Annotated in this window: 17 protein-coding genes and 1 tRNA gene; 9 read left to right on the top strand and 9 right to left on the bottom strand. The window is 69.1% G+C overall.

What is annotated here, in order from left to right; translation table 11 throughout:
- Window positions 1-54: 54 nt before the first annotated feature.
- Window positions 55-1,533, bottom strand: a complete 1,479-nt coding sequence (locus F0Q34_RS15560; protein WP_149813157.1) for an NAD-dependent succinate-semialdehyde dehydrogenase — start codon at window positions 1,531-1,533, stop codon at window positions 55-57.
- A 217-nt stretch (window positions 1,534-1,750) separates the two neighbouring features.
- On the opposite strand from F0Q34_RS15560, the gene F0Q34_RS15555 reads away from it, so the two are divergent.
- Window positions 1,751-1,903, top strand: a complete 153-nt coding sequence (locus tag F0Q34_RS15555) for a DUF3309 family protein (RefSeq protein ID WP_149813156.1) — start codon at window positions 1,751-1,753, stop codon at window positions 1,901-1,903.
- A gap of 159 nt (window positions 1,904-2,062) precedes the next feature.
- Here F0Q34_RS15555 and glmS read toward each other — a convergent pair whose 3' ends face one another.
- Both glmS and glmU read right to left on the bottom strand, forming a co-directional pair.
- Window positions 2,063-3,886 (bottom strand): glutamine--fructose-6-phosphate transaminase (isomerizing), encoded by a 1,824-nt coding sequence (gene glmS / locus F0Q34_RS15550; protein ID WP_149813155.1) that lies wholly within the window; start codon window positions 3,884-3,886, stop codon window positions 2,063-2,065.
- 1 nt (window position 3,887) lies between these two features.
- On the bottom strand, window positions 3,888-5,210 hold the full coding sequence (glmU, locus tag F0Q34_RS15545) for a bifunctional UDP-N-acetylglucosamine diphosphorylase/glucosamine-1-phosphate N-acetyltransferase GlmU (RefSeq protein WP_149813153.1): 1,323 nt from the start codon (window positions 5,208-5,210) through the stop codon (window positions 3,888-3,890).
- Between the two features lie 101 nt (window positions 5,211-5,311).
- Between glmU and gph the strand changes: the two genes are divergently transcribed.
- The gene (gph, locus tag F0Q34_RS15540; protein WP_241665516.1) at window positions 5,312-5,983 is read left to right on the top strand and encodes a phosphoglycolate phosphatase; all 672 of its coding nucleotides are present in this window, start codon (window positions 5,312-5,314) and stop codon (window positions 5,981-5,983) included.
- Here the strand turns inward: gph and F0Q34_RS15535 are convergent.
- Window positions 5,872-6,768: a DUF3108 domain-containing protein gene (locus F0Q34_RS15535; protein ID WP_241665515.1), complete on the bottom strand. Its 897-nt coding sequence runs from the start codon at window positions 6,766-6,768 to the stop codon at window positions 5,872-5,874. The genes gph and F0Q34_RS15535 overlap by 112 nt on opposite strands.
- Before the next feature lie 76 nt (window positions 6,769-6,844).
- Between F0Q34_RS15535 and F0Q34_RS15530 the strand changes: the two genes are divergently transcribed.
- Window positions 6,845-6,919 (top strand) — tRNA-Val (locus tag F0Q34_RS15530).
- 45 nt (window positions 6,920-6,964) lie between these two features.
- On the opposite strand, the gene F0Q34_RS15525 is transcribed toward F0Q34_RS15530, so the two are convergent.
- Both F0Q34_RS15525 and F0Q34_RS15520 read right to left on the bottom strand, forming a co-directional pair.
- Window positions 6,965-7,456 (bottom strand): EF-hand domain-containing protein, encoded by a 492-nt coding sequence (locus F0Q34_RS15525; protein ID WP_149813151.1) that lies wholly within the window; start codon window positions 7,454-7,456, stop codon window positions 6,965-6,967.
- A gap of 135 nt (window positions 7,457-7,591) precedes the next feature.
- A complete protein-coding gene (locus tag F0Q34_RS15520) occupies window positions 7,592-8,830 on the bottom strand; it encodes a D-alanyl-D-alanine carboxypeptidase family protein (RefSeq protein WP_149813149.1) in 1,239 nt (412 codons plus the stop codon).
- A 405-nt stretch (window positions 8,831-9,235) separates the two neighbouring features.
- On the opposite strand from F0Q34_RS15520, the gene F0Q34_RS15515 reads away from it, so the two are divergent.
- The 5 genes from F0Q34_RS15515 (at window position 9,236) to F0Q34_RS15495 (ending at window position 15,625) form a co-directional block, all read left to right on the top strand.
- Window positions 9,236-9,787 (top strand): phasin family protein, encoded by a 552-nt coding sequence (locus tag F0Q34_RS15515; RefSeq protein WP_241665514.1) that lies wholly within the window; start codon window positions 9,236-9,238, stop codon window positions 9,785-9,787.
- Between the two features lie 328 nt (window positions 9,788-10,115).
- A complete protein-coding gene (gene clpS, locus F0Q34_RS15510; protein ID WP_241665513.1) occupies window positions 10,116-10,505 on the top strand; it encodes an ATP-dependent Clp protease adapter ClpS in 390 nt (129 codons plus the stop codon).
- A 221-nt stretch (window positions 10,506-10,726) separates the two neighbouring features.
- Window positions 10,727-13,093 (top strand): ATP-dependent Clp protease ATP-binding subunit ClpA, encoded by a 2,367-nt coding sequence (gene clpA / locus F0Q34_RS15505; protein ID WP_149813147.1) that lies wholly within the window; start codon window positions 10,727-10,729, stop codon window positions 13,091-13,093.
- A 355-nt stretch (window positions 13,094-13,448) separates the two neighbouring features.
- On the top strand, window positions 13,449-14,279 hold the full coding sequence (locus F0Q34_RS15500) for an aspartate dehydrogenase (RefSeq protein ID WP_149813145.1): 831 nt from the start codon (window positions 13,449-13,451) through the stop codon (window positions 14,277-14,279).
- A 74-nt stretch (window positions 14,280-14,353) separates the two neighbouring features.
- Window positions 14,354-15,625, top strand: coding sequence for a M20/M25/M40 family metallo-hydrolase (locus F0Q34_RS15495; protein WP_149813144.1), 1,272 nt, complete (start codon window positions 14,354-14,356; stop codon window positions 15,623-15,625).
- A gap of 23 nt (window positions 15,626-15,648) precedes the next feature.
- On the opposite strand, the gene F0Q34_RS15490 is transcribed toward F0Q34_RS15495, so the two are convergent.
- The 3 genes from F0Q34_RS15490 to F0Q34_RS15480 all read right to left on the bottom strand — a co-directional run bounded on the left by F0Q34_RS15490 (window position 15,649) and on the right by F0Q34_RS15480 (window position 19,195).
- Window positions 15,649-16,614 (bottom strand): DMT family transporter, encoded by a 966-nt coding sequence (locus tag F0Q34_RS15490; protein ID WP_149813143.1) that lies wholly within the window; start codon window positions 16,612-16,614, stop codon window positions 15,649-15,651.
- A gap of 123 nt (window positions 16,615-16,737) precedes the next feature.
- A complete protein-coding gene (gene greB / locus F0Q34_RS15485) occupies window positions 16,738-17,229 on the bottom strand; it encodes a transcription elongation factor GreB (RefSeq protein ID WP_456316249.1) in 492 nt (163 codons plus the stop codon).
- Window positions 17,230-17,380: 151 nt separating this feature from the next.
- Window positions 17,381-19,195, bottom strand: coding sequence for an ABC-F family ATP-binding cassette domain-containing protein (locus F0Q34_RS15480; RefSeq protein ID WP_149813141.1), 1,815 nt, complete (start codon window positions 19,193-19,195; stop codon window positions 17,381-17,383).
- A 178-nt stretch (window positions 19,196-19,373) separates the two neighbouring features.
- Between F0Q34_RS15480 and F0Q34_RS15475 the strand changes: the two genes are divergently transcribed.
- Window positions 19,374-20,480, top strand: coding sequence for an NAD(P)/FAD-dependent oxidoreductase (locus F0Q34_RS15475; RefSeq protein ID WP_456316248.1), 1,107 nt, complete (start codon window positions 19,374-19,376; stop codon window positions 20,478-20,480).
- Window positions 20,481-20,577: the final 97 nt, after the last annotated feature.

Raw genomic sequence — 20,577 nt, 5'->3', positions numbered from 1 at the left:
AGGGCCGGCCGCGGCCCCGCGTCAAGCCACGGCCGCCCACCCAGCATGGCGGCCTTAGCCGCCGATGCCACCCAGCGCCAGGTACTTGGTCTCCAGGTATTCCTCGATGCCGTGGCTGCTGCCCTCGCGGCCGAGGCCGGATTGCTTGAAGCCGCCGAACGGCGCCTCGGCGGTCGAGATGATGCCCTCGTTGATGCCGATGATGCCGTATTCGAGCGCCTCGGCCACGCGGAAGATGCGGCCCACATCGCGCGAATAGAAATAGGCGGCGAGGCCGAACTCGGTGTCGTTGGCCAGCCTGATGGCCTCCTCCTCCGTCTTGAAGCGGAACAGCGGCGCGACGGGGCCGAAGGTTTCCTCGCGGAAGATCACGGCGTCATGCGGCACATTGGCCAGCACGGTGGGCTGGAAGAAATTGCCGCCATTGCCATGCGGCTTGCCGCCGGTGACGACGCTGGCGCCCTTGGACAGGGCATCGGCGATGTGCGCCTCCACCTTCTTCACCGCGTCGGCGTTGATCAGCGGACCCTGGGTGACGCCCTCATCCATCCCGTTGCCGACCTTCAGCCCCTCGACCGCGGCCTTCAGCTTCTGGCTGAACGCCTCATACACGCCTTCCTGCACCAGGATGCGGTTGGCGCAGACGCAGGTCTGCCCGGTGTTGCGGTACTTCGACGCCATGGCGCCCTTCACCGCCTCGTCGAGATCGGCGTCATCGAAGACAATGAAGGGCGCGTTGCCGCCCAGCTCCATCGAGGTCTTCTTGATGGTCTCGGCGCATTGCGCCAGCAGCACGCGGCCAACCTCGGTGGAGCCGGTGAAGCTCAGCTTGCGCACCAGCGGGTTGCCGGTCAGCTCCTTGCCGGTGCCGGAGGACGGGCCGGTGATGATGTTGCACACGCCCTTCGGCATGCCCGCGCGCTCCGCCAGCACGCCGATGGCCAGCGCCGAGAACGGCGTCTGCGAGGCCGGGCGGATCACCCCGGTGCAGCCCGCCGCCCAGCCAGGGCCGGCCTTGCGGGTGATCATGGCGGAAGGGAAGTTCCAGGGCGTGATGGCGGCGAACACGCCTACCGGCTCCTTGGTCACCAGGATGCGGCGGCCCTTGGCGTTCTGCGGAATGGTCTCCCCATTCACCCGCCGGGCTTCCTCGGCGAACCATTCGATGAAGGAAGCTGAATAAGCGACCTCCCCCTTCGACTCCGTCAGGGGCTTGCCTTGCTCGGCGGTCATGATGGCGGCCAAGTCATCCGTGTTGGCCAGCATCAGCGCCGCCAGCTTCTTCAGGATGGCGGCGCGCTCATTGGCCAGCATCGCGCGCCAGGCGGGCCAGGCGGCGTTGGCGGCCTCGATGGCGCGGCGCGTCTCGGCCGCGCCCATGGCGGGCACGGTGCCGACCAGCTCGCCGGTGGCGGGGTTGCGCACCTCCAGGGTCTTGCCGCTGTCGGCCTTCACCCATTCCCCGTTGATCAGGTTGGCCTGGCGCAGCAGGTCGGGGTCCTTCAACGGCAGCTTGGCAACAGTGTCGAGCATGTTGGCACCTTCCTCATTCGCCCGCCTTCGGCGGCGTGGCACTTCGTGGCGGCACAAAGACTAGGCGCGACCCGGCCCGGTGTCAGCCCGGCTCCCGAGGCCGTGCTGAGCAGGCGCCGCAACGGAAATGCCATGGCAGCGTTGCCGCTTGAGGACGGCGCAACCCGGTGCCGCCAGCGCCACGGCAGGCGCGCGAAGCTGCCGAAAGGAGACCGCCATGAGCACAATCCTCCTGATCCTGGTGATCCTGCTGCTGATCGGCGCCCTGCCGAGCTGGGGCTACAGCCGGGGCTGGGGCTACGGCCCGTCCGGCGTGCTGGGCCTGATCCTGATCGTGTTGCTGATCATGATGCTGACAGGCCGGTTCTAGCGTCCCGCCACGGGTGAGTGGCGCGGCGGATGCGGCGCAGGCTGGCATCCCTGCGCAGGCCCGATTGCGCAACCACGATGGCGGCCCGGATACCGAGGCCGGGGCCGCCATTCCATGATCGGCGGCCATGGCACCGCCCAGGCGCCGGCACCGTGCCGCTTATTCCACCGTCACGGCCTTCGCCAGGTTGCGCGGCTGATCGACGTCCGTCCCTTTCAGCACGGCCACGTGATAGGCCAGCAGTTGCACCGGAATGGCGTGCAGGATCGGCGCCACGAAGGGATCGACGGTGGGCAGCGTCACCACACGCTCGGCGAAGCGACGGAGGGCCGGCGCGCCCGCCGCGTCGGTGAAGGCCATGATGCGCCCGCCGCGCGCCGCCGCTTCCTGAAGGTTGGACGCCGTTTTCTCGAAAAGTGGGCCGGAAGGGCAAAGGGCGATCACCGGCACATCCTGGTCGATCAGCGCGATCGGCCCGTGCTTCATCTCCCCGGCGGCGTAGCCCTCGGCATGGATGTAGCTCAGCTCCTTCAGCTTCAGCGCGCCTTCCAGCGCGATCGGGTAAAGGGAGCCACGGCCGAGGAACAGCACATCCCGCGCCAGCGCCACCTCCGCAGCCAGGGCCTGGATCTCCTCGCCGCCTTCCAGCAGGGTGGCGGCATGGCCCGGCACTTCCAGAAGGGCGGCGGTCAGCCGCGCTTCCTCCGCCGCGGACAAGGTGCCGCGGGCGCGGCCGAAGCCCAGCGCCAGCGCCGCCAGCACCGCGAGTTGTGCGGTGAAGGCCTTGGTGGAGGCGACGCCGATCTCCGGCCCCGCGATGGTCAGCAGCGTGCCGTCGCTTTCGCGGTCCATGGTGCTTTCGGCGACATTCACCACCGACAGCACGTGCTGACCCCGCTTGCGCAGCAGGCGCAGCGCCGCCAGCGTGTCGGCCGTCTCGCCGGACTGGCTGACCAGCAGTGCCGCGCCGCCTTCGGGCAGCGGCGGGTCGCGGTAGCGCAACTCGCTGGCGACATCCGAATCCACCGGGATGCGTGCCACCTGCTCGATCCAGTAGCGCCCCACCTGCGCCGCCAGATAGGCGGAGCCGCAGGCGGAGAAGGTGATCTTCGGCACCGCCGCCGGGTCGAAGGGCAGCGGCGGCAGCGCCACCGCCCGCGTCGCCGGGTCGATGTGCTGGCGCAGCGTGTCGCCCAGCACCACCGGATGCTCATGAAGTTCCTTCTCCATGAAATGCCGGTAATTGCCCTTGCCCACCGCGGCGCCGGAATAGGCGGTCAGCTTCACCTCGCGGCTGACCGGCCGGTCCTCGGCGTCGAAGAACCGCGCCTCCGAATCCGAGAGCACCACCCAGTCGCCTTCCTCCAGGTAGGCGATCCGGCGGGTCATCGGGGACAGCGCCAGCGCGTCGGAACCCACGAACATCTCGCCCTCGCCATAGCCGACGGCCAGCGGGCTGCCCTGGCGGGCGGCGATCAGCTTGCGTCCATGGCCGGCGAAGATCATCGCCAGCCCGAAGGCGCCGTGGATCTTCTTCAGCGTGGCGGACACCGCCTGTTCCGGCGTGGCGCCCTGGGCCAGCAGATGGTCCAGCAGCTTGGCCACCGTCTCGGTGTCGGTTTCCGTCTCGAACCCCACGCCCTGGCTTTCCAGTTCGGCGCGCAGCTCGGCATAGTTCTCGATGATTCCGTTATGCACGACCGACACGCGGGCGGTGCCGTGCGGGTGGGCGTTGCGCTCGGTGGGCGCGCCATGCGTGGCCCAGCGCGTGTGCCCGATGCCGGTGGTGCCAGCCAGCGGCTGGCGCTCCAGCACGTCGGCCAGGTTGCGCAGCTTGCCCTCGGCCCGGCGCCGCTCGATATGCCCGTTCACCAGGGTGGCGATGCCGGCGCTGTCATAGCCGCGATATTCGAGCCGCCGCAGCGCCTCCAGCAGGCGCGGCGAGGCGGCCTCACGGCCCACCAATCCGACGATGCCGCACATCCTACTTCTTCTCCTTGGAGCGGGCGGCGCGGAACGCCGCGGCCAGGCCCGGCTTCTCGGTGGCGCGCACCCGCCCGAAGGCCAGCGCATCGGGCGCCACGTCGCGGGTGATGGTGGACCCGGCTGCGGTGAAGGAACCGTCCCCCAGCCGCAGCGGCGCCACCAGGGTGGAGTTGGAGCCGACAAACACGCCCTGCCCGATCTCGGTCCGGTGCTTGCTGAAGCCGTCATAGTTGCAGGTGATGGTGCCCGCGCCGATGTTGCTGCCGGCGCCGATGCTGGCATCGCCGAGATAGGCCAGGTGGTTGGCTTTCGCCCCCTCCCCCAGCACGGCGTTCTTCAGCTCGACGAAATTGCCGACATGGGCATGCGGGCCGATCTCGGCGCCGGGGCGCAGCCGGGCAAAGGGGCCGATCACGGCGCCCTGGCGCACCACGCAGCCTTCCAGATGCGAGAAGGCCCGGATCTCGACGCCGTCCTCCACCGTGACGCCAGGGCCGAACACGACGTCGGGGCCGACCACCACATCCTGGCCCAGCCGCGTGTCATGGCTGAAGGTGACGCTTTCCGGGCGGATCAGCGTGGCGCCATTGGCCATGGCGTCGTGGCGCAGCCGGGCCTGCAGCTCGGCCTCGGCCCCGGCCAGCTCGATGCGGCTGTTGATGCCGCGCAGCTCGGCTTCCGGCGCTTCCACCGCGACCACCGAGCGGCCAGCGGCGACGGCCAGCGGCACCACGTCAGGCAGGTAATACTCGCCGGCGCGGTTGTTGTTGCGGACCTGGCGCAGCCAGCCGAACAGCTCGGCGGCGGGGGCACACAACACGCCGGCATTGCACAGGCCGACCGCGCGCTCGGCCTCGTCGGCATCGGCATATTCGACGATGCGGGTGACATGGCCCGCCGCATCCTGCAGCACCCGCCCATACCGGGCCGGATCGGCGGGCCGCATGGCCAGCAGGGCGAGGCCCGCTTCCTTCCGGGCGCCCAGCAGCCGGCGAAGCGTTTCCGGGGTGATCAGCGGATTGTCCGCGTAGAGCACGGCGACATCGCCGTCGAAGCCTTCCAGCAGCGGCGCGGCCTGCAGGGCCGCGTGCCCGGTCCCCAGGCGCTCCCGCTGCACCACGGTGGCATGCGGCGCGGCGGCGCGCTCCAGCGCCGGCATGTCGGGGCCGGCGACCACCACGATGCGGTCGAACACCCCTTCGCAGGAGGCGATCAGATGATTCAGCATCGGGCGGCCGGCGATCGGATGCAGCGCCTTGGGCAGGCGGCTCTTCATGCGGGTACCGAGGCCGGCGGCAAGCAGGATGGCGGCGGTTGACATGCGACGCTTGTGCCGGGGATGGCCCCGGTCCGGCAAGGCTTGCCCCGCATCTTCACGCGTCACATCGCATTGCCGCGCGAAACATGGCATGCCGTCTGGCCATGCAACCCACCGTGATCTTCGACCTGGACGGCACCCTGGTGGACAGCCGCCCCGACATCCGCGCCGCGCTGGACCGGCTGATGGACGCGCGCGGCCAGCCCCCCTTCACCCTGGAGGAGGTGACGCGCTTCATCGGCGATGGCGTGCCGATGCTGTTGCAGCGCGCCTTCGCCGCGCGCGGCCTGCCGGCCGACCCCACGGCGCTGCCGGCCTTCCTGGCGGATTACGAGGCCCATGCCGCCGTGCAGACCCGCCCCTTCCCCGGCATCCCCCAGGTGCTGGACCGGCTGGAAGCCGCGGGCTGGCGGATGGCGGTCTGCACCAACAAGCCGGAACGCGCAGCGCGGCTGCTGCTGGAAGCGCTGGGGCTGATGGAGCGCTTCGCGGCGCTTGGCGGCGGCGACAGCTTTCCGGTGCGCAAGCCGGACCCGGCGCATGTGCTGGCGACGCTTCAGGCGGCGGGCGGCGACGCCGCGCGGGCGGTCATGGTGGGGGACCACCACAATGACGTGGCTTCGGGCACCGCGGCCGGGCTGCCCGCGATCTTCTGCGGCTGGGGCTATGGGTTGCCGGACATGGCCGGCTCGGCGCCGACCGCGAGCCGGCCTGACGAATTGCCGGAATTGCTGGATGCGGCATTGGCCGGCGTTCCGTTCACTTCCAGCAGATAGCCCGTCAGCATTCCCAGCCAGCGCCCCGGCATCTGCACCCGCACCGGCAGAAACGGGGCGCCGGGCGCCGGCCGCGCCATCCAGGCGAAGCCTTCCTGCACCTGGCGCGTATTCTCGTCATCATCGCGGCGGAAGCCCCCTGTCTGCCGGCCGATGAAGCCGCAGCGCAGCGCCTCCCCATGCCAAGCGTTGCGCCAGGGGGCCAGGATGTCGCGCCCCGCGGTCCGCGCCACGAACTCCGCCGAGCGGCGCCCGTCGAACACGGCGGCGCGCCCCTCGCAGCGGCCGGTGGCCGCGAGGTTGCGGGTCAATTGCGCCAGCGCGCTCAGGGAATCGATGCTGTTGCGCCGCAATTCCGGCGGCACCGGCTCCCGGTCGGGATCAGCGGCGGGAATGATCTGCCGCAGCACCGGATCGCCCTGCGGGTAATCCAGCACCACCCGGCGGGCCTCGCCGCGCCAAAGGCCATCGATGACAAAGCGCTGAGGCGATGCGCGTCCATCCTGCCAGGCGCCATCAACACGGCTGGTCGAGGCGCCGCTGGCGAACCATCCGGCGACACCGGTAAAGCGCGTCTGCGATTCAATGGCGTAGTGGCCGGGCCGCGAAAGGTCGAACACCACCTCCAGCCGCATCACCTGCATTCCTGCCGCCTGCACGCCATACACGGCACGCAGCGGTTCCGCCCGCCCCGTGGCAGGCAACCCTGCCAGGCAGCAGGAGACGATCAACAGCATGGCGGCGGCGGGGCGGCGCATCGCCAGGATGTGGGAAGGCGGCCGCATGTTTGAAGAGCGAAAACCTGGCGGCACCTCGCTTGACAGCCCCCTTTCCCACCGGTATTTCCCGCCCCACCCCGATGGGTGCGTAGCTCAGCGGTAGAGCATCGCCTTCACACGGCGGGGGTCACAGGTTCAATCCCTGTCGCACCCACCATCGGGGTTCTTCCTTTTACTCGCTTCACCACGCTGTTGCGGGCATTCAGCCCGGCGCGCGGTGCTGGCGGCCGCCTCGCAGCTCGCTCCTTTCCAGCGCGCCATCCCCGTCGCGGTCCGCCGCGCGGAACAGCGCCACGGCGATGGGCTGCACTTCCGCCAGCTCGACCCTGCCGTCACGGTTGGCATCGGCCGCCCGGAACATGGCATCGGCCCGCTGCTGCATGGCCTGCCGCGCCCGCTCGGAAACGGGCCGCCCCTCCTTACCCGCCCGCAGCGCCTCGGCGCGGTTGCGCAGGAAGCGATCCAGTTCCTCCCGCGTCATCCCGCCATCGCCATCCGCATCCGCCTCGGCGAAGCGGGCCGACAGGAAGTTGAGGCCCTCGGTTTCACTGATCCGGCCGTTTCCGTCGGCATCCGCCTGCTCGAACAAGCGGGCGGGACCGGGACGATCCTGGGATGCGGGCTGCGCCACCGCCGGCAGGGCGGCGGCCAGAAGGGCAGCGCTCAGCAGCCCAGGTCCGGTGAAACTTTTCATGGGTCATCTTTCCCTTGGATCAACGGCGGGAGCGCCGTTCAAGGGAAAGATGGGAAGGGCTTGTAACAGCCGCATTGCCCGGCGGAGCGGGCGGGTGAGGAATTGTGACGCGCCGCCGGCGCATCACAACCACCGTTAGCGCCTGCCGGGCGCCGGCTTTGCGGCGGGCTTGACCGTGCGCTTGAGGATGGCGGGCCTGGCGACCGGCTTGCGCGCCGGAGCGGCCGCCCGCACCCGCACGCGGCCGCCGCCATCCCCCTGCTCCACCACCATGCGCGGCGCGGCGCGGCGCGTGGCGGCAGCCGGGCGTGCGGGGTTGCGGAGCGTGGCCTGGGCGGCCGCCAGCCTGACCGGCCTGCCGGGAGCCGCTGCCGGCGCACGGCGCGCCACGGCCTGCCGCGGCAAGGCAGGTGCCGCGCGGGCCACCACGGCCCTGGCGCGCACCGGGCGCAGCGCCGCCGCAGCCGCCGTGCCACCCACCGCCGCCATCGCCAGGCTGCCGGCCGATGGCGCGCTGGCCATCAGCGCGCTGCCGCTGCCATCCACGCCGAGCTGGGCGAAGCCACGATCCAGCAATGCGGCGGCATGGCGGTCCCGCTCCACCCAGGAACTGCCGCCAAACACCGCCACGATCAGGCGGTGGTTCTCGCGCCGGGCGCTGCTGACGATGTTGAAGCCGCTGGCATCCACATAGCCGGTCTTGATGCCATCGACGCCCTCATAGGCTTCCAGCATCCGGTTGTGGTTGCGCAGTGCGATCGGCCCCATCACATGCCGGCGGGTTCCGAAATAATGATAGCGCTCGGGGAAGTCGCGCTGGAGGCGCAATCCCAGCATCGCCATGTCATGCGCCGTGGTCACCTGGTCGATGTCGGGCAGGCCGGAAGCGTTGCGGAAGGTGGTGCCGCCCATGCCAAGGGCCCGCGCCCGCAGCGTCATCATCTGGGCGAAGCGCATCTCGCTGCCGCCTCCCAGGGTTTCCCCCAGGAGCGAAGCCACGTCATTCGCCGATTTGGTGACCAGCGCGTAGATGGCGTTCTCCACCGTGATGGTGCCGCCAGGCGGCAGCCCCAGCTTGGAGGGCGGCCGGCTGGCGGCCGTCGGTGTCATCGCCAGCCGCTGCTGCAGGGTCAGCTCGCCACGCCGCAGGGCGTCGAACACCATGTAGAGCGTCATCATCTTGGTCAGCGAGGCGGGGTGGCGCGGCGCATCGGCATTGCTGCCGAACAGCACCCTTCCCGATTGCGGCTCCAGCACCACCGCGGCGTATCGCGCACTGCCGATCTGCGCCGCGGCAACGCGCGGCAAGGCAGCCACCAGCAGGGCCGAGGCGGCAACGAGCCCCAGCCGCCAGACCGCACGACCCAATTGCATAGTTATCCCCCAGAGCAGCCTCACTCCCCCGTGAGGCGAAGGAATACTAGGCAAAGTATCAACTGGTTGTCATCAGGAACTCTTCGAGAACAAGTCTTTCTTCCCAGTCACTTACAGTGCTTCGCTAAGACACTTTCGAATATGTCCGGAGTGGACCGTTTCGGGGCATCACCGAAGCGTTATGTTGCACCGCAAAAAACCCTGGACTCCGTTCATGTTCGTTGCCATAACGGTCATATGCTGCGCTGCACCAAAGGCGTGGTTGTCGGATTGCACTCTGGACCCCTCGGGGAGTGCTGGTCCGACACTGACCGGGGGAAGGCCGTTCCGGCGTGCCGGGACGATCGATCACGAAGGGAGGACGCGATGGCATCTGCACCCAGACCTGCAAAGCCCAAGATCACCGTGGCGCCGAGCGAGGCGCAGCCCGCCGGCGAGGAAGCCGCGGTGATGGCGGTGCCCGAAGCTGTCGGCAGCATCACGCCTCCCGACATGACCAATACGACCGATACACTGCAAGCCGAAGCGGAGAAGACCCGCACGGCAATGGAGAGAAGCATGGATCAGGCAACCCGCACCGCGGACGGCTTCTACAAGGCGACCGAAGAAGCCATGGAGTTCGGCCGCGGCAACGTGGAGGCCTTCACCAAGGCCACCCAGACCTACATGACCGGCATGCAGGAGCTGAGCAAGCAGGCCTTCACCGTGATGCAGTCGCTGAACGAGCAGGCCCTGCAGAACGCCAAGGCGCTGGCCGCGGTCAAGAGCCTTCGCGACGCGATGGAGATGCAGGCGAACTTCGCCAAGTCCCAGCTCGAGAAGGGCGTGGCCGAGGCCACCAAGCTCAACGAGGCTGCCTTCAAGCTGGCCGAGCAGTCCTCCGCCCCGATCGCCGCGCGCATGACGCTGGCGATGGAGCGGCTGGCCCGCCCGGCCACCCCGGCCACCTTCCAGTAAGGCTACTCCCGGCAGGCCGCCTCCGGCCTGCCGCTAGCTGATTCTGACCGGTTTCCGCTTGGCGGCCCCGGCATGCTGGCCTTATTGGCCGTGCATGCCGGGGCCGCTGCGCTTGCGGGGCGCTTTTCCTTGGGCTTTGATGCGCGCGGCCCTTCACCTTCGTGCCCCGCCTCCGATATTATTGGCATCCTCCCGGGGCTTCCGGGGCATGGCCGGGCTTATCAGGCAAGGCCGCGCTCGAAGGCAGTCCGGGCCAGACCGGGACATCCCCCACCGGGACATTCCCCATCAACGTGCAGCAGACAACCGGTAGGCCCTCGGCAACGATATGACGGACCACAACAGGCACCACGCTCAGGACGGAAACGGGCAGGACCCGGACGGCACGGGCGGAGCGGGGCAAGGTGGACAGGGTGGTGACGGGGCCGCGACCGGCGTCGTCGTCAAGGCGCGTCCGCGCACCCGCAAGCCCGCCATGTACAAGGTGCTGATGCTGAACGACGACTACACGCCCATGGAGTTCGTCGTGCATGTGCTGGAGCGGTTCTTCCAGAAGAGCCGCGACGAGGCCACCCGCATCATGCTCCATGTCCATCGCCGCGGGGTGGGCGTTTGCGGCGTCTTCACCTATGAGGTCGCCGAAACCAAGGTCACCCAGGTCATGGATCTGGCCCGGCAGAACCAGCACCCCCTTCAGTGCACCATCGAGAAGGAATAAGGGCCGAACCGCCGGAAAAGGCGGTTCCCTGGTCCTTTTCGCAACAGATGGTGATGGCGGCGCCGGTCAGCTTCTGTCTAACCTCTTGAAACGGTCGGCCCCCGCTCCGTCTTTTAAGGGAGAGGTACCACTCTCCGGTTTAGGCTGGGCAGGAAGACCGAATTTCTCCGGTGCCGGGCACTTGCTCCCGGCATCGTTCCTTAAAGGGGAGCGTCAAACGCATGCTGTCCCGCAACCTTGAGCAGACGCTCCATCGTGCCCTCGCGCTCGCCAATGAACGCCGGCACGAATACGCCACGCTCGAACATCTGCTCCTCGCCCTGGTCGACGACTCCGACGCCGCCACCGTGCTGCGCGCCTGCGGCGTCGATCAGGACAAGCTGAAACGCGACCTGGCCGAGTTCCTTGACAAGGATCTCGCCGGGCTGGTCACCGAGCGCACGGGCGATCCGAAGCCAACCGCCGGCTTCCAGCGCGTGGTGCAGCGCGCCGCCATCCATGTGCAATCCTCCGGCCGTGACGAGGTCACGGGGGCCAGCGTCCTCGTGGCCCTGTTCTCCGAGCGGGAAAGCCACGCGGTCTATTTCCTGCAGTTGCAGGACATGACCCGGCTGGACGCGGTGAACTTCATCAGCCATGGCATCGCCAAGGCGCCCGGGCGCTCGACCAACCGGCCGGTCCAGGGCGCGCCCCCGGCCTCTCCCGCCGGTTCCTCCGGAGAGGAGCCGGGCGAGAAGGAGGAGAAGCCTTCGGGCCGCCGTGGCCAGGACGCACTGTCCAATTATTGCGTCAATCTCAACAAGAAGGCGCAGCAGGGCAAGATCGACCCGCTGATCGGGCGCGATTCCGAGATCGAGCGGACCATCCAGATCCTGTGCCGCCGCACCAAGAACAACCCGCTCTATGTGGGCGATCCCGGCGTGGGCAAGACGGCCATCGCCGAGGGGCTGGCCAAGCGCATCATCGAGGGCGACGTGCCCGAGGTGCTGCTGAAATCGACCATCTACGCCCTCGACATGGGCTCGCTGCTCGCCGGCACCCGCTACCGCGGCGATTTCGAGGAGCGGCTGAAGGCGGTGGTGAACGAGCTGGAGCAGCAGCCCGGCTCCATCCTGTTCATCGACGAGATCCACACGGTGATCGGCGCCGGGGCCACCTCCGGCGGGGCGATGGATGCCTCCAACCTGCTGAAGCCAGCGCTGGCCCAGGGCACCCTGCGCTGCGTGGGCTCCACCACCTACAAGGAATACCGCCAGCACTTCGAGAAGGACCGCGCCCTGGTCCGCCGCTTCCAGAAGATCGACGTCAACGAGCCGACGGTCGAGGACGCGGTGAAGATCCTGACCGGCCTCAAGACCAATTACGAGAAGCACCACAAGGTCAAGTACACTCCCGAGGCCATCCGCGCCGCGGTGGAGCTGTCGGCCAAGTACATCCATGACCGCAAGCTGCCGGACAAGGCGATCGACGTCATCGACGAGGTCGGCGCCTCCCGCATGCTGCAGCCCGAGGGGAAGCGGAAGAAGACCGTCACCCTGAAGGATGTGGAGGATATCGTCGCCAAGATCGCGCGCATCCCGCCCAAGAGCGTCTCCACCGACGACAAGGAGACGCTTCGGAACCTGGAGCGCGACCTGAAGGCGATGGTCTTCGGCCAGGACAAGGCGATCGAGGCGCTTTCCGCCGCGATCAAGCTGTCCCGCGCCGGGCTGCGCGATCCGGAGAAGCCGATCGGCAACTACCTGTTCAGCGGCCCCACCGGCGTCGGCAAGACCGAGGTCGCGAAGCAGCTGGCCAAGACGCTGGGCATCGAGCTGATCCGCTTCGACATGTCGGAATACATGGAGCGGCACAGCGTCAGCCGGCTGATCGGCGCGCCGCCGGGCTATGTCGGCTTCGACCAGGGCGGGCTGCTGACCGACAGCATCGACCAGCATCCCCATGCCGTGCTGCTGCTGGATGAGATCGAGAAGGCCCATCAGGACCTCTACAACATCCTGCTGCAGGTGATGGACCACGGGAAGCTGACCGATCATAACGGCAAGACGGTCGATTTCCGCAACGTCATCCTGATCATGACGACGAATGCTGGCGCCGCCGACATGGCCAAGGCCGGCATCGGCTTCGGCCGGGAGGAGCGGACGGGCGAGGATGAGGAGGCGGTGAAGCGCCTGTTCACCCCCGAGTTCCGCAACCGCCTCGACGCGGTGGTGCCCTTCGGCGGCCTGACGCCGGAGATCGTCGGCAACGTGGTCGAGAAGTTCGTGATGCAGCTGGAAGCCCAGCTCGCGGATCGCAACGTCACCATCGAGCTGTCCTCGGGCGCCAAGGAATGGCTGGCCGAGAAGGGCTATGACCGGCTGTATGGCGCGCGGCCCCTGGCCCGCGTCATCCAGGAATACGTCAAGAAGCCGCTGGCCGAGGAATTGCTGTTCGGCAAGCTGGCCAAGGGTGGTGCGGTCAAGGTGGGCATGAAGGACGGGGAGCTGACCTTCGAGTTCATTGAGGCACCGCTGCCCGCCCTGCCCAAGCCGGACGACAATGGCCCGGATGGCGAGACGGAGCATGCGCCGGAGGCTGCCAGCTAAGGACCCGCTTTAGCCTGACCTGATCAGCGGCCCGGTAGCGTGAGCTCCGGGCCGCTTTTTTGTGATGGTCCCGAACCAGAATTCGTCCATTTCCACCACCACTGTGTCAATTATGCGACTTGGCAAGGCCTGCGGCGGGGCCTAGCTTGATCCCAACAGCGCGGCTGCCTCCTCCCCCGGAGTTGAGCCGCGATGCGCGGCCACCCTTCCCCGAGCGTGGCCCATCGGCCCTGAGGCCGGCTTGAGGCCGGTACCCGGAGGTGGCTCCCCCGCCACCTCCGGGATGCCGTCTGTCCTCCTCCTGTTGCTTGTGGGAAGACTGCCTTTCGTTCTTCCTTTGACAGGGTTTACCGCCATGAATGCCATTACCTCACCCCGCCGCCGCCCGGTTCGCGTTGCCATTGCCGGCTTCGGCGCCATTGGCGAGGCCGTGGCCGTGGCGCTCGACCAGGGGCTCCCCGGCTTCGAGCTCGCCGCCGTCTCGGCCCGCGACAAGGGCGCCGCCGCCCGCCGCATGGCCAAGCTTCGCACGCCCGTGCCGGTGGTGGACATCGCCGAGCTGGAGCCGCTGGCCGATCTGGTGGTGGAGTGCGCCCCCGCGGCGCTGCTTCCGGCCATTGCCGAGCCTTTCCTGCGCGCGGGCAAGAGCGCCGTGGTGATCAGCGCCGGCGCCCTGCTTCAGCACGACCATCTTCCCGCCCTGGCGGCGCAGCACGGCGCCCATATCAGCGTCCCGACCGGCGCGCTGATCGGCCTCGACGCCATGCTGGCCGCGGCGGAGGGCGAGATCGTCTCGGTGCGCATGATCACGCGCAAGCCGGTGAAAGGCCTGATCGGCGCGCCTTATCTGCTGGAGCACAACATCCAGATCGAGGGCATCGATGCACCGATGCGGGTTTTCGAGGGCACGGCGCGCGAGGCGGCGCGTGGCTTCCCGGCCAATCTGAACGTGGCCGTGGCCCTGTCCCTCGCCGGAACCGGACCCGATCAAACCATGCTGGAGATCTGGGCCGATCCCGCCCTGACCCGCAACACCCATCGCATCGAGGTGGAGGCCGATTCCGCCCGCTTCTCCATGAGCATCGAGAATGTTCCCTCGGAGAACCCCAAGACGGGCCGGATCACGCCGCTTTCGGTGATCGCCTGCCTGCGGAAGATGCAGGCGCCCCTGCGCATCGGGACCTGATGCCGGCCCCTTGACCATGGGCGGGGCATGGCCGGACAACCCGCCTTCCTGAATCCTGCCGGAAGGTTGCCGCCATGCCCGATGCCCTGCCCACTTTGCGCGCCCTGCTGTCCGCCAGCGGCGGCGACGAAATGGCGGAGGAGGCCCGGGCGACCCTGTCCAGCCCCGCCCTGTCGCGCATCGTCGAGGCGTTGGACGCCGACCATGACCACTTCGTCGAGCAGCTCATCGCCCTGACGCAGATCCCTTCCCCGCCCTTCGGCGAAGCGAAGCGGGCCGCCGCCTATGCCGAGCTGCTGCGGGCCGAGGGGCTGCAGGAGGTGGAAACGGATGCGGAAGGCAACGTCACCGCCTATCGTCCCGGCACGGACGAGGCGGCCGGGGTGATCGTGCTGTGCTCGCATCTCGACACCGTCTTTCCCAGCGGCACCGATGTCACGGTGAAGCGGGAGGGCACGGTTCTGCGCGCGCCCGGCGTCGGGGACGACACGCGCGGCCTGGCCGTGCTGCTCGCCATGGCGCGCGCCCTGGACAAGGCCGGCATCCGCACCCGCGCCGGCATCCTGTTCCTGGCCTCGGTGGGCGAGGAAGGGGCCGGCGACCTGCGCGGCGTGAAGGCCTTCTTTCGCGCCAATCGCTGGCGCGAGCGGGTGGCGGGCTTCATCGCCATGGATGGCATCGAGCCCGCGCGGCTGGTGCATGGCGCCGTGGGCAGCAAGCGCTACCGCATCACCTTCCGGGGCCCAGGCGGCCATTCCTTCGCCGCCTTCGGCCTGGTGAATCCGATGTTCGCCCTGGCGCGCGCCGCCGATGGCCTGTCGCGCATCCGGGTGCCGGCGCAGCCCAAGACCACCTTCTCCATCGGCAAGGTGGGCGGCGGCACCTCGATCAACGCCATCCCGGAGGAAGCCTGGATGGAGGTGGACCTGCGCTCCGCCTCGGCCGAGGCGCTCGCCACGCTGGAGAAGCGCTTCCTGGACATCCTGCCGCAGGCCGCGGCGGACGAGAACGCGGCGCGGGACACAGGCTGCGGCGAGATCCGCGTCGAGGTGAAGCAGATCGGCGACCGCCCGGCCGGAATGACGCCGAGCGAGTCGCGCATCGCCCAGGTCGCCGCCACGGTGATCCAGGCCCAGGGCTATGAGCTGGTGCGGGAATTCTCCTCCACCGACAGCAACATCCCGATCAGCCTGGGCATTCCGGCGGTCACGCTGGGAACCGGCGGCAGTGGCGGGCGGGCGCATTCGCTGGAGGAATGGATCGACGTGGAAAAGGGCCCGAGCGTGAAGGGCGTCGCCACGGCGATGGCGACCATCCTGACCCTTGCGGGCATCGCCAGCAACTGACCGGGATGCGGCGCCCCGGCGGCTCAGCCGCCGCGCGGCGCCGCCGCGGCCTCGACCCGCGCCATCCAGGTGGCCGAGGCGAAGATCACCGCCGCCCCGGTGAAGGTGGTCCAGCCCGGCATGTCGGAAAACAGCAGAAAGCCCAGCACCGACGCCCAGGCCAGGTCCAGGAACTTCACCGGCTGCGTGGCAGACACGTCCGCCAGGCGGAAGGCCAGCGCCAGGAACCACTGGCCCAGGCTGCCCAGCGCCCCACCCACCGCGAACCAGGCGAGCTGCCGGGCATCCGGCCAGGTCCAGTCCAGCAGGGCGAAGGGCAGCGTGAACAGGGTGATGGTGATGGCCTGCCACATCACGATCACTTCCGGGCTGTCGCGCCGCGTCATCACCTTGGTGATCAGGAAGGAGGCCGCGAAAAGCGGCGAGGAAGCCAGCATCACCAGCGTCCAGACGCCGCCGCCGCCGGAAAGCTGGGGCGCCAGCACGATGGCGACGCCCAGCAGGCCCACCGCCGCCGCGATCCAGCGCGACAGCACCACCTTCTCCTTCAGGAACACCACCGCGCCCAGCATCACGAAGATCGGCCCGGTGAAGCCGAGCGCCGTGACATCGGCCAGCGCGATATGCGGCAGCGCCAGGAACCACAGCAGCAGCCCCGCGGTGTGGATGACCCCGCGCCAGAGCTGCCCGCTGAGCCCGTTCGGCGCGAAGGCGGCGAGGCCGGAGCGCGCCAGCAGCGGCAGCATCACGGCGAAGCCGAACAGGTAGCGGAGGAACTGCGCCTGGAAGGGATGCATCTCCCGCGTCAGCCCGCTCATCAGGGCGTTGAGCAGGCTGAAGGACATGCCGGACAGTGCCATCCAGGCCATGCCGCGCAGCACCGGCGAAAGCCCGACCCAGCCGCGGCGCAGCCGCGCTCCCGCCAGGCGGAGAAAGCCAAGCGGCGATAGCCCGGGCGGCACGGGTGGCAGGGCGATCGGGTCGGACATGGCACGGCGCTTCCGGCGTTTCCTTTGCGCGGCCAAGGCCGCATCGCCAGCTTGGCCCTGCCCGATCAGGCGCGCCAGTGGGGAAAGCCGAGCGGATGCCCGAAAACGCCGCCAGGAAAATCGCTAACCGGCGGGGGGATAGGCGATGGACACGACCTCCACCTCCTCGGGCCCGGCGGGGGTGCGGATCCGCACCAGATCCCCGACACGCGCCTTCAGCAATGCCCGCGCCACCGGCGACACCCAGGAGATGTGGCCGCGCTCCAGATCCGTCTCGTCCACGCCGACGATGGTGACGGTGTGTTCCGAATCATCCTGCCGCGCATAGGTCACGGTGGCACCGAAGAAGACCTGATCGCGGCGCGGCTGGGTGGCGGGATCGACCACCTGCACCCGCTCCAGCCGCTTGCGCAGGAAGCGGACGCGGCGGTCGATCTCCCGCAGGCGGCGCTTGCCGTACTGGTAATCGGCATTCTCGCTGCGGTCGCCCAGGCTGGCTGCCCAGGAAACGATCTCCACGACCTTCGGGCGGTCCTCGTTCCAGAGCGTGCGCAGTTCCGCTTGCAGCGCCGCACGCCCCGCCGGCGTCATGTAGAAGGGCGTTCCAGGCGGCAGCCCCGGCGGCGAATCGTCCTCGTCATCCTCATCGGCGGCCAAAACGGTAGCCTCCCTTACAGTATCCGGCGGTTAGCGTGGGCGGGGCCGCCATCGCGAGGCGTGCGTTCCTGTGGCGGCTTGGCGGGTGCTGGCGGGGCCGGAACGCGGTTTAGCCTTCCGCTTCCTCGCGCAGCATTTCCAGTTCCAGCCAGCGTTCCTCCGCCTCGGCCAGGGATGCCTCGCTGCGGGCCAGCATCTCGCTGGCCTTGTCGAAGCGGGCGCGGTCGCGGGCGTAAAGGCCGGGATCGGCCAGGATCTCGCGCAGCTTGGCGGCCTCGGCCTCCAGCTTGCGCATCCGGGCCGGCAGGGTGTCCAGCTCGTGCTGATCCTTGAAGGACAGCTTCTTGCGGGCCGGTGCGGAGCCGGCGGCGGCAGGCGCGGCGGAGGCGCGGGGCGCTACCGGTTTCGCAGCCTCGGCGCGGGCGCGCACGCCATGGCCGCGCTGTGCCACCATGTCGGAATAGCCGCCTGGATAATCCTGCCACCGCCCCTCGCCTTCCCAGGCGATGACGTTGGTGCAGACACGGTCCAGGAAGTCACGGTCATGGCTGACCACGATCACCGTGCCGGCATAGTCGGCGATCTGCTCCTGCAGCAGGTCCAGCGTTTCCAGGTCCAGGTCGTTGGTCGGCTCGTCCAGCACCAGCTGGTTGGAGGGGGTGGCAAAGGCGCGCGCCAGCAGCAGCCGCCCGCGCTCCCCGCCCGACAGGGCGGAAACCGGGGTCCGGGCCTGTTCCGGCAGGAACAGGAAGTCCTTCATGTAGCCGATGACATGGCGCGGCTGGCCGTTCACCCAGACCTGGTCGCCCCGCTTCCCGGTCAGGGTTTCCGCCACGCCGAGGGCGGGGTCCAGCGCTTCCCGCTTCTGGTCCAGCGTGACCATCTCCAGATTGGTGCCGAGCTTCACCTCGCCGGAATCGGGCTTCAGCACGCCGGTGAGCATGGAAAGCAGGGTGGTCTTGCCGGCCCCGTTGGGCCCGACAATGCCGACCCGGTCGCCACGGATGATGCGGGTGGAGAAATCCCGCACCACCGCGCGCCCGTCATAGGATTTGCCGATGCCATCGGCCATCGCCACCAGCGTGCCGGAAGCCTCGCCCTCCGCCACCGCCATCTTTACCCCGCCCTGGGCGGCGCGGCGCTCGCGGCGCTGCTGGCGCAGCCCGGCCAGTTCCGCGACACGGCGGACATTGCGCTTGCGCCGGGCGGTGACGCCGTAGCGCATCCAGTCTTCCTCGCGGGCGATCTGGCGGTCGAGCTTGTGGGCCTCCCGCTCCTCCTGCTCCAGCACCTCGTCGCGCCATTCCTCGAAATGCGCGAAGCCGCGCGCCAGGCGCCGCGTGGTGCCGCGGTCCAGCCAGACCATTTCCCGCGTCATGCTCTGGAGAAAGCGGCGGTCATGGCTGATCAGCACCAGGGCGGAGCGCATCGCGCCGATCTCCCCTTCCAGCCACTCGATGGCCGGCAGGTCGAGGTGGTTGGTCGGCTCGTCCAGCAGAAGGATGTCGGGGCTGGGCGCCAGGGCGCGGGCCAGGGCGGCGCGCCGCCCCTCCCCGCCGGACAGGCTGGCCGGCTTCTCCTCCCCCGTCAGGCCAAGCTGCTCCAGCAGGTAATGCGCGCGGTAGGGGTCGTCCCCCGCCGTCAGCCCCGCCTCCACATAGGCCAGCACGTTGGGAAAGCCGGACAGGTCGGGCTCCTGCTCCAGGTAGCGGAGCGTGGCGCCGGGCTGCACGAAGCGGCTGCCGCCATCCGGCTGCGTCAGCCCGGCCGCGATCTTGAGCAAGGTCGACTTGCCCGAGCCGTTGCGGCCAATCAGCGCCAGCCGCTCGCCCTGCGAGACGGACAGGGTGGCGCCGGACAGCAGCGGCGTGGTGCCGAAGCCGAGGCGGATGTCCTGAAGCAAAAGGATCGGAGGGGCTGCCATGGGCGCTGCGTGGAACGGCGGCGGCGGCACGTCAAGGCCCCGCCGCGCGGCCGCGCCGCCATCGCAGTTTTGAGCAGCGCCCGGGCAACTCCCTGGCGAGCAGGACGCGACGCGGCGGCCTGGACGCGCTAGGAAGCAAGCCCCCTTTTCGGCCCGGGAGGATTTGGCGTTGGATCAGGTGGAATGCGTCGTTGTTGGCGCGGGCGTGGTGGGCTTGGCGGTGGCACGCCTGCTGGCCCTTTCTGGGCGCGAGGTGCTGGTGCTGGAGGCAGCGGAGGGGATCGGCACCGAAACCTCCTCGCGCAACAGCGAGGTCATCCATGCCGGGATCTATTATCCCAAGGGCAGCCTGATGGCGCGCGCCTGCGTCGAGGGCAAGCAGAAGCTCTACGCCTATTGCGCCGAGCGCGGCGTGCCGCACCGCAATTGCGGCAAGCTGATCGTCGCCACCAATGAGGAGGAGCAGGGCAAGCTCGCCTCCATCCAGATGCGCGCCGCCGCCAATGGCGTGCCGGATCTCCGGCTGGTCAGCCGGGAGGAAGCGCTGGAGATGGAGCCATCCCTTTCCTGCACGGCGGCGCTGGTGTCACCCTCCACCGGCATCATCGACAGCCATGCCTATATGCTGGCCTTGCAGGGCGATGCCGAGAATGCCGGCGCCATGTTCGCGTTCCACAGCCCTGTCACGGGCGGGCGGCTCCTGCCCGATGGCGGGGCCGAGATCCAGGTCGGCGGGGCCGAGCCGATGGAGCTGCGCTGCCAGCTGCTGATCAACGCCGCCGGGCTTTACGCCCCGAAGCTGGCACGCTCGCTCCAGGGCATGCCGGCCGAGCATGTTCCGCAGGCCTACTTCGCCAAGGGCAACTATTTCACCCTGGCCGGACGCTCGCCCTTTTCCCGCCTGATCTATCCCGTGCCCGTGCCGGGCGGGCTCGGCACGCACCTGACCATCGACCTTGGCGGCCAGTGCCGCTTCGGCCCCGACGTGGAATGGGTGGAGAAGGTCGAATACGAGGTCGATCCGCGGCGCGGCGACAGCTTCTACGCCGCCATCCGCCGCTACTGGCCTAGCCTGCCGGATGGCGCCTTGCAGCCGGGCTATTCCGGCATCCGGCCGAAGATCGTGCCGCCGGGACAGGCGGCGCAGGATTTCGTTGTTCAGGGGCCATCGGTCCATGGCCAGCGTGGCCTGGTGAACCTGTTCGGCATCGAGAGCCCGGGACTGACGGCCTCGCTGGCGCTGGCCGAGATGGTGGGGGAGATGCTGGTGACGGAGCCGGCCTGAGCCGGCTCCGCCCTTCCCTCACCTTCTTTGCGTGATATCGCTGGTGCCGAAGAGCTTGTTTCGGACGGCGTTGTAATAGGCTTCCATGTCGTACTGG

The sequence above is a fragment of the Teichococcus oryzae genome, from assembly GCF_008386565.1.
In the GTDB taxonomy this organism is placed as follows: Bacteria; Pseudomonadota; Alphaproteobacteria; order Acetobacterales; family Acetobacteraceae; genus Pseudoroseomonas; species Pseudoroseomonas oryzae.
Note: the sequence above shows the minus strand (reverse complement) of the source record. Positions and strands in the feature narration are given on the sequence as shown.

Excerpts from the sequence above, each read along its gene's own strand:
- clpA (WP_149813147.1), top strand. The coding sequence starts at position 10,727 with ATGCTGTCCCGCAACCTTGAGCAGACGCTCCATCGTGCCCTCGCGCTC.
- clpS (WP_241665513.1), top strand. The coding sequence starts at position 10,116 with ATGACGGACCACAACAGGCACCACGCTCAGGACGGAAACGGGCAGGAC.
- F0Q34_RS15490 (WP_149813143.1), bottom strand. The coding sequence starts at position 16,614 with ATGTCCGACCCGATCGCCCTGCCACCCGTGCCGCCCGGGCTATCGCCG.
- F0Q34_RS15480 (WP_149813141.1), bottom strand. The coding sequence starts at position 19,195 with ATGGCAGCCCCTCCGATCCTTTTGCTTCAGGACATCCGCCTCGGCTTC.
- F0Q34_RS15555 (WP_149813156.1), top strand. The coding sequence starts at position 1,751 with ATGAGCACAATCCTCCTGATCCTGGTGATCCTGCTGCTGATCGGCGCC.
- glmU (WP_149813153.1), bottom strand. The coding sequence starts at position 5,210 with ATGTCAACCGCCGCCATCCTGCTTGCCGCCGGCCTCGGTACCCGCATG.
- F0Q34_RS15495 (WP_149813144.1), top strand. The coding sequence starts at position 14,354 with ATGCCCGATGCCCTGCCCACTTTGCGCGCCCTGCTGTCCGCCAGCGGC.
- gph (WP_241665516.1), top strand. The coding sequence starts at position 5,312 with ATGCAACCCACCGTGATCTTCGACCTGGACGGCACCCTGGTGGACAGC.
- F0Q34_RS15500 (WP_149813145.1), top strand. The coding sequence starts at position 13,449 with ATGAATGCCATTACCTCACCCCGCCGCCGCCCGGTTCGCGTTGCCATT.
- F0Q34_RS15560 (WP_149813157.1), bottom strand. The coding sequence starts at position 1,533 with ATGCTCGACACTGTTGCCAAGCTGCCGTTGAAGGACCCCGACCTGCTG.
- F0Q34_RS15525 (WP_149813151.1), bottom strand. The coding sequence starts at position 7,456 with ATGAAAAGTTTCACCGGACCTGGGCTGCTGAGCGCTGCCCTTCTGGCC.
- glmS (WP_149813155.1), bottom strand. The coding sequence starts at position 3,886 with ATGTGCGGCATCGTCGGATTGGTGGGCCGTGAGGCCGCCTCGCCGCGC.
- F0Q34_RS15535 (WP_241665515.1), bottom strand. The coding sequence starts at position 6,768 with ATGCGGCCGCCTTCCCACATCCTGGCGATGCGCCGCCCCGCCGCCGCC.
- F0Q34_RS15520 (WP_149813149.1), bottom strand. The coding sequence starts at position 8,830 with ATGCAATTGGGTCGTGCGGTCTGGCGGCTGGGGCTCGTTGCCGCCTCG.